This is a genomic window from Chitinophaga sp. 180180018-3, from assembly GCF_037893185.1.
GTDB lineage: Bacteria > Bacteroidota > Bacteroidia > Chitinophagales > Chitinophagaceae > Chitinophaga.
Map to the genome: position 1 here is coordinate 6,193,009 of NZ_CP140772.1, position 15,037 is coordinate 6,208,045.

General features: G+C 47.1%; 11 protein-coding genes. 1 reads left to right on the plus strand and 10 read right to left on the minus strand.

All coding sequences use genetic code 11. The features are described 5' to 3' along the window. Positions 1 to 154: 154 nt before the first annotated feature. From UNH61_RS24085 to UNH61_RS24095, 3 genes are all read right to left on the minus strand, one after another. Positions 155 to 991 carry an alpha/beta hydrolase family protein gene (locus tag UNH61_RS24085; protein WP_326994573.1) on the minus strand — a complete coding sequence of 279 codons (837 nt, stop codon included), beginning with the start codon at positions 989 to 991 and terminating at the stop codon, positions 155 to 157. A gap of 72 nt (positions 992 to 1,063) precedes the next feature. Then, entirely contained in the window at positions 1,064 to 3,385 is a 2,322-nt protein-coding gene (locus UNH61_RS24090; protein ID WP_326994574.1) for a M1 family metallopeptidase, read from the minus strand. Between the two features lie 8 nt (positions 3,386 to 3,393). Beyond that, positions 3,394 to 3,975 (minus strand): HupE/UreJ family protein, encoded by a 582-nt coding sequence (locus tag UNH61_RS24095; protein ID WP_326994575.1) that lies wholly within the window; start codon positions 3,973 to 3,975, stop codon positions 3,394 to 3,396. A 107-nt stretch (positions 3,976 to 4,082) separates the two neighbouring features. Between UNH61_RS24095 and UNH61_RS24100 the strand changes: the two genes are divergently transcribed. After that, positions 4,083 to 4,532 carry a DUF6702 family protein gene (locus tag UNH61_RS24100; protein ID WP_326994576.1) on the plus strand — a complete coding sequence of 150 codons (450 nt, stop codon included), beginning with the start codon at positions 4,083 to 4,085 and terminating at the stop codon, positions 4,530 to 4,532. Positions 4,533 to 4,536: 4 nt separating this feature from the next. On the opposite strand, the gene UNH61_RS24105 is transcribed toward UNH61_RS24100, so the two are convergent. From UNH61_RS24105 to UNH61_RS24135, 7 genes are all read right to left on the minus strand, one after another. After that, positions 4,537 to 5,829, minus strand: coding sequence for an AMP-binding protein (locus tag UNH61_RS24105; protein ID WP_326994577.1), 1,293 nt, complete (start codon positions 5,827 to 5,829; stop codon positions 4,537 to 4,539). A 124-nt stretch (positions 5,830 to 5,953) separates the two neighbouring features. Further along, a complete protein-coding gene (acpS, locus tag UNH61_RS24110; protein WP_326994578.1) occupies positions 5,954 to 6,340 on the minus strand; it encodes a holo-ACP synthase in 387 nt (128 codons plus the stop codon). Positions 6,341 to 6,349: 9 nt separating this feature from the next. After that, the gene (locus UNH61_RS24115) at positions 6,350 to 8,041 is read right to left on the minus strand and encodes a C45 family peptidase (protein WP_326994579.1); all 1,692 of its coding nucleotides are present in this window, start codon (positions 8,039 to 8,041) and stop codon (positions 6,350 to 6,352) included. Then, positions 8,042 to 9,559: an NAD(P)/FAD-dependent oxidoreductase gene (locus UNH61_RS24120; RefSeq protein WP_326994580.1), complete on the minus strand. Its 1,518-nt coding sequence runs from the start codon at positions 9,557 to 9,559 to the stop codon at positions 8,042 to 8,044. It abuts the gene before it with no gap. Continuing rightward, positions 9,546 to 13,406: a 1-acyl-sn-glycerol-3-phosphate acyltransferase gene (locus UNH61_RS24125; protein WP_326994581.1), complete on the minus strand. Its 3,861-nt coding sequence runs from the start codon at positions 13,404 to 13,406 to the stop codon at positions 9,546 to 9,548. The genes UNH61_RS24120 and UNH61_RS24125 overlap by 14 nt, the downstream gene beginning before the upstream one ends. 28 nt (positions 13,407 to 13,434) lie before the next feature. Further along, positions 13,435 to 14,658 carry a DUF2062 domain-containing protein gene (locus UNH61_RS24130; RefSeq protein WP_326994582.1) on the minus strand — a complete coding sequence of 408 codons (1,224 nt, stop codon included), beginning with the start codon at positions 14,656 to 14,658 and terminating at the stop codon, positions 13,435 to 13,437. Further along, positions 14,659 to 15,018 carry a 3-hydroxyacyl-ACP dehydratase gene (locus UNH61_RS24135; protein ID WP_326994583.1) on the minus strand — a complete coding sequence of 120 codons (360 nt, stop codon included), beginning with the start codon at positions 15,016 to 15,018 and terminating at the stop codon, positions 14,659 to 14,661. It abuts the gene before it with no gap. Between the last annotated feature and the right edge of the window lie 19 nt (positions 15,019 to 15,037).

Here is a 15,037-nt window from a genome sequence, read left to right on the forward strand (position 1 = left end):
AATCGCGTGCATAAATTAAGCCGGTCCTGTTGAGGACCGGCGTATTTAATTAAGAACAGGGAATGTGGAATTAAGAATAAAGGGCGAAGATCAAAGCGGATTGCATTGTTATTATCCGCTTTGATCTTCGCCCTTTATTCTTAATTCCACATTCTTAATTCTTAATTAGCTGGCCGTTTCGCATGAATACCTCATGAAAGAATAACAGCTGGTATTTTATCGAATTGCTCCAATACTTCCAGTCGTGCTGGCCGGGCCGTTCAATGTAGTCGTGATCTATACCTTCTTCCAGTAGTTTCTTGTGCAGGTTCCGGTTTACATCAATGAAAAAATCTTTGATACCACAATCGATGATCAGTGGCATGCTGCCGCCCGGTTTCAGCTTGTTGGTCTGATTGATGACCGTATAGTCGTTCCAGTTAACGCCATCTTTCCCGGCTTCTCCGAGTCGTTTTGCTATGTCCCAGTTTTTCGGAAAAGGGCGGATATCCACGCCGCCGCTCATGCTACCAGCAGCGCCAAATACATCCTGGTGGCGGATGCCGAGGAACAGGGCTCCGTGCCCTCCCATGCTAAGGCCTGTGACAGCCCGGAAACGGGGTTCCGCCAGGGTTGGGTAATGCTGATCGATCCAGGCAGGAATTTCTTTGGAGATGTATGTTTCAAAACGCATACTGCTATCGATGGGGCTGTCGAAATACCAGCTGGAATAATCAGGATCGGGGCAGACAAGGATAAGTTGAAAACTATCGGCCACGTTCCTGAGCCAGGGCACTCTTTGAATCCAGTTGGCATAGTTGCCGCTATACCCCTGCAGCAGGTATACCGACGGGAAACGGGTGGTAGCTGTTTTGCAGGAGGCAGGAGTAATCACTACGCATTTGTAGGAACGGTGCATTTTATCGCTATAGATGCTGACAGTATCCACATCAGCGGCTTTTGCGACCTGTGCCAGACATAAGAGGAATAGTAAACGGGCCAGTAATTTCATAACTCCGGATTTTAAGCGAATGAAAAACGGCTATCCAGTGGATAGCCGTCACAAAATATAAAATAGTTCGTTTTATTTATGATTTGCTTTCTTCATCGGGTTATCGCCGGAGGAAGCTCCCCGGGTAGTACCAGACGCTTTAAACAGATCGAAGCGGGAAGGAGCCGGCTCGCGGGGCCAGCTGTTATTGCTTTCGTCGATATCCGCTGTTTCCCGCAATGGATCCAGTTTTATAGATACCACCTGCTTATCTTTCGCGAATACTTTTGTTACCTGGTTCTCATTCTTGCGCCAGATATAAGCAGAGATACGGTCCGTTTCCTTACTGCCATCTGCATAAGTCCATTCTATTATCAGCGGCATCACCAGTCCGCCTTTATTGGAGAAGCTTACTTCGTAGAAGTTCTTCTTACTATCGTAAAGTGCTTTTTCTTCTTTACTCAGGCTATTGTAAAACTGGTTCCAGCTATCCTTGTCTTCTTCGCTCACTGCGAAGCGGTTCCACTTGCTGTAGAAGTCCTGCAGGCTTGTATCCTGATCCACCGCAAATTTCACACCTGCTGCTTTATTCCGCTGACGGGCAATATGGTCCATATTTTTCTCATAGGCATCCCGGGCAGTGTTGGCTGTTTCCTGCGGATTGCCCTGCATTCTGTACCATTTCACGCTGTCGATAGAAATATCCACCGGCTCTATTCCAAAGAACCAGCCACGCCAGAACCAATCCAGGTCTACTGCAGAAGCATCTTCCATAGTACGGAAGAAATCAGCAGGCGTCGGATGTTTGAATGCCCAGCGACGTGCATATTCACGGAATGCGAAATCGAACAGCTCACGTCCCATCACCGTTTCGCGAAGTATATTGAGCGCTGTAGCCGGCTTTGCATAGGCATTGGGGCCAAACTGCACAATATTCTCGGAGTTCGTCATAATGGGCTCCAGCTGATCTTTTGGCATCTTCATATAATCCACAATCTTATGTGCAGGACCACGACCCGAAGGGAAATTACTATCCCACTCCTGCTCTGCCATAAACTGGCAAAAAGTATTCAGTCCTTCATCCATCCATGTCCACTGCCTTTCGTCGGAATTCACGATCATCGGAAAGAAGTTATGCCCTACTTCGTGTGTGATCACCCCGATCATACCATTCTTCACCGCTTCTGAATAGGTGCCGTCTTTATCCGCGCGGCCGTAGTTGAAACAGATCATCGGGTATTCCATACCGTTGGCCGCTTCCACGGAAATAGCCACCGGATAAGGATAAGGAATGGTATGTCTGGAATATGATTTCAGTGTATGGGCAACTACTTTGGTAGAGTAGCGGCGATAGAGCGGATAGGCTTCCGGCCCGTAGTACGACATGGCCATTACCTTATTGCCTTCTACATTAGTGGTCATGGCGTCCCATACAATACGGCGGGAAGATACCCAGGCAAAATCGCGGACGTTCTGCGCTTCGTATACCCAGGTTTTGGTTTTCCCAACATGATCCTGCATGGCTTTGCGGGCCTCATTCAGGGTTACCACTTCCACCGGTTCCCTGCTGTTCTGCGCTTGTTGCCAGCGTTGATATTGTGCCGGAGAAAGCATTTCCTTATAGTTCTGGCATTCGCCGGTAGCACCTACGGTATGATCAGCAGGTACGGTCATACGCACTTTGAAGTTGCCGAAGGTGAGCGCAAATTCGCCACGGCCCGTAAATTGCTTGTTCTGCCAGCCCTGGAAATCGGAGTATACTGCCAGCCTGGGATACCATTGCGTGATGGTATACAGGTAGTTCTTATCGTCCGGGAAGTATTCATATCCACCGCGACCGCCCACTGTCATACGATCGGAGATATTGTACCACCAGTTCACTTTGAAGCGGATCTTCTCTCCCGGCATCAATGGCTTAGGCAGATCGATACGCATCATCGTTTGGTTGATCGTATAGGGCAATGTTTTTCCATCTCCATCTGTCAGCTTAACAATATTCACCCCGAGATCTTTTCCCGGCGGCAGGATATCTTTCAACGCAGCCATCGTCATTTTGTCGGATATACGGCTTTCATTAAAGCTCCGGTTATCGCTGGTGGCAGCATGTTCGTTTTCATCGAGCTGCAGCCAGAGATAAGTAAGCGGATCGGGCGAATTGTTGAAATACGTGATGGTTTCAGCACCTGTCAGCCGCTGTTTTTCATCATCGAGCTGTGCGTCGATCTCATAGTCAGCGCGCTGCTGCCAGTATTTAGGGCCGGGTGCGCCCGATGCTGAGCGGTACATATTGGGCGTTTGTAACATGGTGCCCAATTGTTCAAAGCGATTGCCATGGTTGGAACCAGGATTGTTTTGTGCCTGCATCGATAACAGGCCACAGCACAATACCCCGGTGAGGTAAAGTTGTTTTCTCATAAACAGTATTATATAAAAAGCGCTCTGACGCCTTGTATCACCATTAAAAATGCGATTCCGAAGGTAGCGGACGAGAGGAACATATTCCAGTCGCCGCGCTTTACTTCGCCTAATTTCACGATCAGCGAAGATACGAGCAGAATGCACATTACAATCAGGATCTGGCCAAATTCCAGCCCCAGATTAAATCCCAGGAGTGGTTTTACAATGTTTGCCTGGTTGCCGAGCAAACTTTTCAGGTAATTGGAGAAGCCAAGTCCGTGTATCAGTCCAAAAAAAAGTGCATAAAAATAGTTCAGCTGCAGGTGTTGCGGGTCGTCTCCTCTTCTCAGTATATTGGAGATAGCGGTTACACAAATCGTTACCGGTATCAGGAATTCCACCAGGGATGCAGGTATTCTGATAATATTCAATACGCTCAAAGCCAGTGTGATAGAATGGCCAACGGTGAACGCCGTCACCAGTACCAATACCTTTCTCCAGTCGCGCAACAGGTAAATAGCACTTAAGGCGATCACAAAAAGAATATGGTCGTAACCCTCCCAGTTTATGATATGTTGCCACCCTAACTGAAAATACAATGCATCCATGCCCTACTTTTCTATAATTTTGGTAAGTATAATCATGAAAATTAAATTTTCTAAAAATATTTAGTCCAGTGGGGGTATTATTATGTAAATGGTGGATGATATTATGTATGGCTGCAGTACATCCGTTCTATGCCAGTGTTACTGAAATTGCGCATGACGCCGGTAAAAAAGAGCTGCAGGTCAGTTGCCGCATTTTTGCAGACGACCTGGAAAACACGCTGAAGGCGCAAAACAAGACCTCTTTCGATATTACCCGTCCTGCTAACCGCAAGCAGGTAGAGGGCTATATAGCCGCCTATCTTTCTCAACACCTGGTTATCACCATGGATGGTAAGGCAGTTCCACTGCATTTCATCGGATACAAGGTTGAAGAAGATGCGGTATGGAGTTTCCTCGAAGCTGAAAATGTGCCTGTGCCCCAAAAGGTGCAGATAAAAGACAACCTGCTATATGAAAGGCATCCGACGCAGATCAATATGATACACGTACTTGTTGGCGGTGTGAGGAAAAGTACAAAACTCGATAATCCGAAAGAGCTGGCTGTACTGGATTTCTAGCTGCTTAATTCCTGTTATCGACGAATTTCACCGGTTTACGGCTGTTCTCCGGGAACTGCATCCGCATGATATCCTGCTGGGTGGTGTAGCGCACCTGCGGAATAACACGCAATTTCGCCTGCAGATAAGATTTTATCTTACGGTCCATTTCTTCTGACTCTTCCTTCGGCCAGAGGTGCAACAGGATTTCATCGGTACCCAGTTCGTTGGAATATACCTCTACCACAAATTCCTTTACATCTTCCATATCGTTCAGCAGATCGAATAGTGCGGGCGGGTATAGGGTGGTTCCTTTATACTTGATCATTTGTTTTTTGCGGCCTATTACGGGAGACAGGCGAAGCGTATGTCGTCCGCAGCTGCACACTTCCTGATGATACTGGCAGATATCACCGGTTTTATAACGCAACAGTGGCATGCCTTCCACTCCTAAGGTAGTGATGGTTACCTCTCCTTCTTCACCGGGTTTCACCGGTTGATTATTTTCATCGAGCAACTCTACATATAACAGCTCCGGATGATGATGCCCTCCTTTTCCGGCCCTGCATTCCGTGAAAGCGGTTTGCATTTCGGTGGAAGCATAAGTAGAGTACAGCCTGATATTCCATTGTTCCGTGATCTTCTTCCCCAATACATTCAGTGAAAAATCAGTGTTACGGATATTTTCCCCGATGCATACTGCCTTTTTCACAGCTGTACGGTTAATGTCGATATGATGCTCGCGGGCGTAGGCGATCAGTTTAACGATGAAAGAAGGCACTCCCACTATAGTAGTAGGTTGTATGCGTTGTATGTTTTCCCATTGCATGCTCGGCACTCCCGGGCCTACGCGCAGCACACCTGCGCCCAGCTTACGTATCCCATTGTAGTATGCCATACCAGCCATAAACTGACGATCGAGTGTAAGCATGAGCTGGAAGATGTCGCTATCGGATCCGTCGGCGCAACAGAAGGAAATATATTCATTGTAGCTTAGCCGCTGCAGATCTTTCTCCGTTAATGCAATGATGACGGGCCTTCCCAGTGTACCCGATGTGGTCGTGTATTCTGCAATCTTGCTCTTATCCACGCACAGAAATTCCCAGTTATGCTCCTGCAGTTCTTCCTTTGTCACCGGTGGAATCAACGAAAATTCGTCAAGAGAGCGAACTTTATCGGCATCAATACCATGCTTTTTGAACCACGACCTGTAGAAAGGTGAAAACTCTCTCAGGTACCCCAGCAGGCGCATTACTTCTTTTTCCTGGTAAGCCCGGATGGCGGTTTTTGGCTGGAGTTCGATATCGGGAATGTACATGAATGATACAATTTAAAAAATTACGAATTACGAATTACGAATTACGGCAGAAGCGAATATCTTATCATCAGGAATATCTGAAGCTCAGGGAATTCGTAATTCGTAATTTCTAATTCGTAATTCTTTATACTTGATTTCCTTCTATTATCACCATCGCTACGGCAGCACTTTTTTCGTGCGACAAAGACACCAATATACGTTGAATCCCTAACTCAATATACTTATTAGCGCCGTTGCCTATCAGGAACAGTTCTGGTTTGCCGTTAGCATCATTGCGTATTTCAATTTCATCGAAATTAATACCGCCGTTTCCCCAGCCGGTGCCGAATGCCTTCAGCAGGGCTTCTTTGGCCGCGAAGCGGGCTGCATAGCTTTCCGCCGGATTCGTTTGTTTCTCACAATACGCTATTTCGTAAGGCGTAAACACCAGGTTGCGGAAGCTCTCTCCCTTCGCCAGCTTGGCGGCGATGCGAGGTACTTCCACGATGTCTGTTCCGATACCAAGTAACATAATCAGGTTTTATTTAGATGCTGTCAACTGCTTATTACAAAGCGCCAGCTGTTTCCGGATATGATCTTCTTCTCCTTTCGTAGCAATCACTTTAGTCAGGGCTGTTTCATAGTATTGTTTCGCTACCGCGAATGCTTTCTGTTTATATGCATAATCTCCTGCAAGCACATAAGTATGATAGTACTCCGGATTAGCGGCAATCAGCGTTTTAATATCCACCTGCTTTCCTTCTTTCAGTGCATCCCTCAGTTGACGATAAGTATTGAAGGCAATGTAATCTTTCGATAACAGGAAACTGTCCGCCGGAATATTGAGCGCACTGTCATATACTTCACGATCGGCTTGCAGGCCGTGCATACTAAAGATTTTATTCAGGTCGTAGGCCACAAATTGCCCCAGCTGCCACGGCGCTGTGGATACCCAAACCAGGCCTTTCTTTGGTTCAAACACGATGGAGTGATGTGCGATCAGCTGGTTGATGGCCTTTTCATTGCCCAGACCTATATTAGCGTTATGCAGGCCGCCACGGTCGCGGAGTATGTTAACCGTTTTCTGCACTGTATTAGGTCCGTTTTCCGTCATGAGCTCCCGAAGCCGTTCATAGCGGTATTCGGAGGCACTTTCTTTCATCTGCAGTTTGTTGGAAGCCAGGTTACCAAGACTATCACCCTGGAAGTGATTCGTACAGGTGATAAAGTTTTTACCTGAGCTGTATATATCCATGCCTTCCGGTGTTTTCTGGATGAGTACTGCCTTGTTATCTTCTGCCGATCCGATCAGGAACGATTCTGATACAAACATCTTCCGTTTCTGAGCGATGCTCCATGCCTCCTGTATGTTCTGTGCACACTGCAGTATTTCTCTTGCCACCAGCGAAACCGGCGTGGCAGCGCCTGTGGGCACGCTTGTTTTGGCAGCGTTGATAGTCACCGTTAGCCCTTTATCGTTCATACCGGATACTACGCCGGTGAATCCGCCCCAGGTCACAAACATGAAATTGTGGCCTTGCTGCGGACGGTAAAACGCTACCAGCTTTTCTTCCGCAAAAGCATCGCCCATGTAGAAATCGAAGTTACGGCCAATGATCAGGTTACTATCAGCCGACTGGTCATTCCAGGTACCAAAAGAAGTGCATCCTACCAGCATCATTCCCTGCAATGCATGACCGATATCGTGCGCAGCGTGGTAGTTCATCAGTCTTGCATAGTTAGTGCCGATATAATCGTAGTTGGGAGATGCAGAAAAAGATTCCCCGTATATTTCTTCTTTGAACTCTTCCGGCACATGACTGCTCAGATCGCGATTGAACCAGCCAATGAAATACTTGAGAAAATGCAGGTAAGCTTTAGAGGGCACCATTTTACTGAATTGCGCCACGAAAACATCTTCCTGCCGGCGAATCAGTTCACCCGAAAGTTTCCCGATCACCACTCCTCTTTCAAAGGGCGCCCCTTCCACATACATTTCATACAGGCCACTGTTGCTTTTGCGGAACCAGTTATTGCCCAGGGTGTAACAGGTACTATCCAGCTGTGTTCGCTGCAGCTGTAATGCCCGCTGATCGGCAATCTTCGGGGGTGGCATTTTGCTGACCACCACCAGGTATATCGCCAGTGCCACGAACAACAGTAAAAAACTGCCGATAATGTATAAAAGTACGCGTCCAAATCTTCTCCAGCCGCTGCGTTTCTTCTTTTTCACTTATGTATGAATTGACTGATTAATTTCATTTACCAGGAACTCCATTCCCAGTAATTCTGCCGAAGTGATCACACTGCTGATGGTCACCCCCAGAATACCATGCAAGTTCAGGTTTTGGCCTGTAAGATACAAATTGGATAACTTAGTCCGGGCAGAAACCATGGTACGGAGCGGATCGGCGCTGTCTTTCCGGATGCCGTACATACTGCCATCCGCAGTACCGATATAATCGCGGTACGACAGTGGCGTAGCCACATTGTACGAGTGTATACAGTTACGGAAGCCAGGAAACTGCATCTCCACGGCATCAATCAGCTGATTAGCCTTCCGTTCCTTGAACGCCTCATAATCGGCGCCCCGGCTATCGGCCTGCAATACAGTATTGAAGGTATGCTGCCAGGGGGCCAGCTCTTCATAATTCATATAGGTCATCACGGAAAGACTGTCGGCCCAGGTATCGCTATGCGTAGTGGCCGATACGTAAATGGCGTATGTCTGCGGCCAGTTATCCTCCCTGTATGCAATCCCCTCCCAGGCATTGTCTGTAGCGTGGTGATAATAGTTGTAATTGAGATACGGAAATGTGCCGGGTTTCAGCGCTACATTCAGTACGAAGGCACCTGTTGAATTATGGAGGTTTTGCATTCTGCTCCGGTAGGCGCCTCTGAGCATGTCGCTGTGAGTGATGGCCATGGTTTGTGCCGGATGCAGGTTGGAAATGTAATACTTAGCCCGGGCTATGGAACCATCCTGCAATACGATATGATCCACTTTATCACCTTCGCCCTGTATAGCCGTCACGGCAGTGTTTCTGATAATAGTACCACCGTGTTCACGAATCTTCCGGCAAAGGTGCTTGCCGATCTGAGAGCCGCCGTTCACGCATTTCCAGGCACTTTGCATATAGCTGTTCACGATCAGGGCGTGTACGTATAAGGGGGTTTTGCCGGCTATGCCGGCGTAGAGCAGGTTATTGCCGGCTAATACCTGTTGCAGCTTAGGATTATCTGTGATGCTTTGCAAATAATCAGCGGTGTTCAGATGCAGCACCTGGCGTTTTTCTTCATAGTCGCCCGTGCGAAGATTGTACAGGGGAAACTTGCTGCATATCTCCCGGATCTTGCTGCAATAAGTTCTAAGCGCCACTTCTTCTTCGGGGAAGTCTTCCAGCAGGGTGCGAATGAAATTCTCTTCTCCCTGTGCAATCCGGTATACTTTATCGTCGCCGGTAAAGCCGATATGGTCGAAACCATCCATATCCATGCGTTTCAGCTTTAGCTGATCATAAATGCCCAGGTATTTGAATACTTTGTACAGGTTTTCGCCCTCAGCAAGGCCGCCGATGTAGTGTACGCCGGAGTCGAAGATCACCTTGCTGCGGGAGTAGGTTTGCAGGCAGCCGCCTGTCTGGCGGTTTTTTTCGTATATGCATACGCGATAGCCATTCTGACTGAGTATCGCGCCACATACGAGGCCACCGAGACCGCTGCCTATAATGATAACATCATAGTTGCGCATAATTTTTTTGGGGAAGTTTTTTAATCACAAATATTACATTCGACGTATAGCGGGTGTTATCAATTTCTTCCGCTACCGCACCGTATTTGCTGACCAGGTTACGTACATGTGATGCTGAGAAAAACGACAGTTGCTGCTTCGTTTTATTAAACCCAATAACCTTCGTGGACATAAACTCCGTAAACTTCGTGCCTTCGTGCCTTTTTTGTTTGTCGCTGTCGCCATCACGTATTATAATCATACCATCCGTGGTAAGCCGCGCAATACATTGCTGGAGCAATGTTTCCTGCTCGTCGGCCGACAGATAATGTAATACATCACTCAATATAAATGCATCATATTGTTCGAAAGGAGTGGCAGCAATATCTCCATGAATAAACTGCAGCTGCTCCGGCTTTTTAAAGCAACGGGCTGCTGTAGTTATTTTATCCTCATCGTAATCAATGCCCGTAATCTCTCTGCCGGGCGCAGTCCAGGCCAGCATATAATCCATAAACCCATAGCCGCAGCCAATATCCAGTATGCGTCCTTCTTTAGGCAACAAGTTGTGGAACAACAGGTAGTTGTTCTCCATCTTTGTTTTCACACGCATATACCACTCCAATACCGGGCCTTTATAAATGAAATTATACTTCAACTGTTCCCTGAAATATGCCGGCACTTCAATTTCATCTCTCAACAACTCATACTGCTGCTTAAAATATCGGCTGACAGTTTTCGTACGTGCGCTATAGTTATCTCCCCAGGAAAGATCATCCTGCGAAATACGTGGCAGATATTTAACCGTTACTGTACCATCTTTCAACAGGAAATCGCCTTTAGTCATCGTATAGGCAGTACCGTGAATGACCAGTGGCAATATATCCAATCGCAGCTGCTCCGCTATATAAAAAGCTCCTTTGTGAAAGCGCTTGATAACCGGATCAGGAGAGCGGGTACCTTCGGGATATACGACAATGGAATATCCTTCTTCTACCCTTTTCCTTAGCTTGTCGATAGCGCCTTCTGCCCCATCGGCCACCGGGTAATAATCCGCCAGCCGTACCACAGCTCCAAATACCGGAGAACGCCATACCCACTGGTTTGTCAGCAGAATCACTTTCGGATGCAACATGGTTGATACCAGGATATCCAGGAACGACTGATGATTGCTGATGATGACTACCGGTGTTTTCAGTTGTTCATTATCGGGATTGATAATACGCTTTTTCACATTCCCCATAATATACAATACACTACGGGTATACGCTGAAAGGATGCGATGATACAACAGCTTACCTTTCTCTTTATCGAAAGGATTTATGCGGATCAGCAGGAAGCCGATCACAGTCATAAGCAGGCATCCGAATGTAAAATAGGAAAATGAAAACACTGATAATGTCCAGCCCTTCAGCGTCCATGGAGCATATCCTTTCTTTACACGATTGGTGATAAGCCAGTTGAAGAGGAAAGGAATCATCACCTGTGAGATAACCACTACGCAGCCGATGCCTATAATGGAAATCAGCGCGATGGATTTCAGGGAGGGATGTTTGGCAAATATCAATACCCCCAGTCCCAGCACGGTTGTAATAGCAGAGAGGAATATGGAAGATTTGAAAGACGACAACGTTTTCTTCCCTGTTTTATACTCCTGTAGCAGTCCATCCATCATGAAGATGCTGTAATCATCACCCAAACCAAAAATGAAAGTAGAGAGGATGATATTAACGATGTTGAACTTAATACCGAACACACCCATGATCCCCAGAATCCACACCCAGCTAAGCGCCATTGGCACAAAGGTGATCAGTGCCAGTTCTATGCGGCCATAGGAGATCAACAGCGAGAAGAATACCAGCAACGAGGTCATCCAGGCGATGTTATTGAACTCTTCATTGATCACTTCTACCAGCCGGTTAGCAGCGTACTGCTTATCGAGCACAGTGGTGCCGGGCACGTTTTCCAGCGCTTTATACACTTCCTGCTTATGCGCAGGGTCTACCTTCAACAGGGTTACTACTGAAGTATTGCCATTCTTGTGTATGATAAAATCACCGAGGTTACCACTACGTAATACTTTCAGGGCATCCGGGGTAAGCTGTTCAAAGTTTTTGTTCAGTAGTGCATTGAATGTATCGAATGCGGTGGCGCTGAAGCCCAGCTTACTTCCTTCCTGATGCAGGTACTGTAATAATTGCTGCTTCTTTTCGGCCGTCCAGTAACGGTTCCAGCGATCGATGCGTGCCTGTTGTTCTTTATCAGATAACAGTAACGACTGTACGCCGGCATACTTCTTTACAATTCCCTGCTCCTGCAGGCGGTGTACTTCCGGCATCAATTTTTCGCCGTTTTCCAAAGCTGATTCCAGGTTATGTCCGTCGGACACAACGTATACCGATTGGGCGATATAGGTATTTACCGCATTTAGTTGAGTTTCCGCCGCCTTTAATTGCGGCGTCATAAAGTTCATACGCATCATATCGCTCTCGAACGATACGTTGCGGGCAGTGTAGAAAAATACGATAGTCAGCAGGAAAATGGCACCTACCAGGTATTTATTTCGTTCAGGACGGAGCGCAGATAGCTTGTCGAGCCAGTTATCTTCATGATGATGTACTTCGTGTGGTGTCTTTCCTATCACTATCCAATGCGGCAAAAACACCAGCGAAAACAACGCAGCTCCTACCAGGCTTAACGCAGCAAACAAGCCTACATCACGCAACATGGGCGATGGCACAAACTGCAGGCATAAAAAACCTCCGATGGTAGTAAAGCTGCCCAGTGTCATAGGCGTTGTCAGGTCGCGGATTACCTCGCGGATATCCTGCGAATGCCTGTAGTGATTGAACACATGCAGCGAGTAGTTGACAGCAATTCCCAATACCACTGCACCGGCGCCCATGGCCATGACAGAAATATGGCCCTTAATAGCGTATATGCATGCCAGTGAGAAAATGCCGCCGAAAATCACGGGCAGCATCACCAGCACCGGCGAACGCTTCTTCCTGAAAAACCAGGCTATCAGTACCACCAGCAACACAATCGTGATGCTTTGTGTCAGCATCGTATCCTGCCTTAACTGGCTGGCATTTCCGGCCGACACCGCCGTGCCGCCAAAGTAAGAAGCGGCCACAAACGGATGTTGTTTATCCAGGGTGTCTTTTATATTATCCAGCCCTTTCAGGAACTGGGAATTGATCTTTGTTGCACCGGGAGGGTTTGCAGGCGTGATGAAGATCATCACATGCCGGTGGTCTTTTGTGATGACGTAGTTATCATATAACTCAAACTGGTCGTCATACTGCAGGTGTTGCAATTTTTTCACACCGATCCAGGAAATGCCCACGGGGTCTGCCTGTATCATTTTCTTCAGCACCAGGCCTGCCGGGGAAATAAGTGTATTATAGTCGTATTGCAATTGCTGCTGAAGTTTATCTTTTTCCAGCAGGCTGTCTATTTTACTATAATCGCTTTCTTCCAGGAAAACGGGCAGGTGTTGCTGTATCACCTGCATCAGGCCCATGATCATTGTATCGCCGGCCTGTGCCTGAATTTCCCGGATATAAGGTTTCAGCTGTTCGCCCGCCTGACTGGTCAGTGCAGCGGCATAAGCCGTTAAACTATCGGGTTGTGCAGCTTGTGTGGTATCTTTTTGGGAGATGGTAACAATCAACTTGTCTGCAAAGCGGGAATCCTGGAAAACCTGTTGCAGTTTGTCCAGTTTTTTATCCTGCGGAAGTATCTTGGTTATATCTTCTTCAAACTTTATCTGCCAGGCAAAATATCCGGCTGCAAAGAAGCAGACGATGGTGCAAAGCCATAGCAGAATTTTGTGCCGTTCGAAGAAGTTATATACAGAAACCATTTTTTAATTACGAATTAAAAATTACGAATTACGAGTTAACGATGGTTGGTCTCCTTCGGTTATTCGTAGTTCCTTTTTTTCTGAAAATTGTAAGCAGGCCCCAGCTTAGCAGCCATGCAATTATACCTGCTCCTATCGCAAGCGTGATGGCGCCTAATGCATATTGCACCAGATTATCGCGTATGGTATCGAAGCTGATACCATTCGAAAATATAAGATCTCTGGCGGTTTGCCCCATCCAAACCTTTCCGGTCATAAAGCTGGCGAAAATGACCAGCGGCGTAACAGGTGGCGTACTGATGTGGGCAGATAACAATACCAATGCCTTATTTAATTTCAGCCGGATAGATACGAGAATCGCTACCAGCAGCTGAAAACCCCATATAGGCACAATTCCCATGAATATGCCGAAGCCTATGGAAGCAGCTTTCATAAAATTGGATTCATCTGATCTCAATACCTCTTCTCTCCACATCTTCTTCCAGTTCTCTTTTTTCAGGAGATAACGGATCAGGTCCCGGGGTTTGATATACAGGAACGTTACCAGCACCAGTACCGTATTCAGTACGCTGATGCGGGTAAAATCGCGGCCAGGGCGAAAATGCGACACCCTTTCCTCTGCCGGCGGATAATATACCTTTACCGGCGCCCAATCGACCTGGATGCCTTTCCATGCACTGCGAACAATCACCTCCACTTCAAACTCATACTTGGAGCAGAAGAAGCGCATATTACGCATCAGACTGATGGGATACACCCGGTACCCCGATTGGGTATCGGGGCCTTTCAGGCCGGTATTTACATAGAACCAGAAATTGGAAAACTTGTTGGCGAAGGTATTTTTGCCAGGCATGTTTTCCTGATGGAGATTACGGGCGCCGATGATAAGCGCACCGGGTTTTTCAGCAATCTGTTGCAACATACCCGGAAGATCCGATGCAAAATGCTGTCCGTCTGCATCCATCGTAATCACATAATCGTATCCTTTTTCGAGGGCATAAGCAAAGCCACGCCTGAGCGCAATCCCTTTCCCACGGTTAGGGCTATACGATACCAGCTGTATACCCGGAAATTGCTCCAGTATAGTGCCGGTACTATCGGTAGCACCATCATTCACCACAATTACATGCGCAGTATAAGTCAGCGCGTCAGTCAATACCTGCCTCAACGTACCTGCATTGTTGTACGTTGGGATCAGCACTGCTACCCGATGCTGCTCGAAGGCGTTGTTATGTATTGATTGTTGTATCACTTAAATAAAAATACCCTGGAACTTCATAAATGTTTTATCGTCGCGTTTCAGTGTGGCATTCACTTTCCATCCTGCTTCCTCCTGCTTATAGTTAACGATCACATCCACCAGCGGCTGTTTACCAGGATCTATCATATTCAGGAATTTCATCTGGCTGGCTTTCTTCATAGCCACTTTCCGCTGTACAGCGTCTGCCAGTACTTCTGTAATGGTTTGCATCATACATACACCAGGCACAACAGGCTGCTCCGGAAAATGCCCCTGAAATATCGGGTGGCTGGCATTCAGTTCAATGGTAGCCGTTATCTGTCCTGGTTCCTGTGTTTGTGCTGTTACCGTATAAAAATTTCCTGCCAACATAATGCAGCTGATTTTATGA

Bases quoted from the DNA above. Each gene is read 5' to 3' on its own strand.
- UNH61_RS24100 (WP_326994576.1), top strand. From the start codon at position 4,083: ATGGCTGCAGTACATCCGTTCTATGCCAGTGTTACTGAAATTGCGCAT.
- UNH61_RS24085 (WP_326994573.1), bottom strand. From the start codon at position 991: ATGAAATTACTGGCCCGTTTACTATTCCTCTTATGTCTGGCACAGGTC.
- UNH61_RS24120 (WP_326994580.1), bottom strand. From the start codon at position 9,559: ATGCGCAACTATGATGTTATCATTATAGGCAGCGGTCTCGGTGGCCTC.
- UNH61_RS24125 (WP_326994581.1), bottom strand. From the start codon at position 13,406: ATGGTTTCTGTATATAACTTCTTCGAACGGCACAAAATTCTGCTATGG.
- UNH61_RS24095 (WP_326994575.1), bottom strand. From the start codon at position 3,975: ATGGATGCATTGTATTTTCAGTTAGGGTGGCAACATATCATAAACTGG.
- acpS (WP_326994578.1), bottom strand. From the start codon at position 6,340: ATGTTACTTGGTATCGGAACAGACATCGTGGAAGTACCTCGCATCGCC.
- UNH61_RS24135 (WP_326994583.1), bottom strand. From the start codon at position 15,018: ATGTTGGCAGGAAATTTTTATACGGTAACAGCACAAACACAGGAACCA.
- UNH61_RS24105 (WP_326994577.1), bottom strand. From the start codon at position 5,829: ATGTACATTCCCGATATCGAACTCCAGCCAAAAACCGCCATCCGGGCT.
- UNH61_RS24090 (WP_326994574.1), bottom strand. From the start codon at position 3,385: ATGAGAAAACAACTTTACCTCACCGGGGTATTGTGCTGTGGCCTGTTA.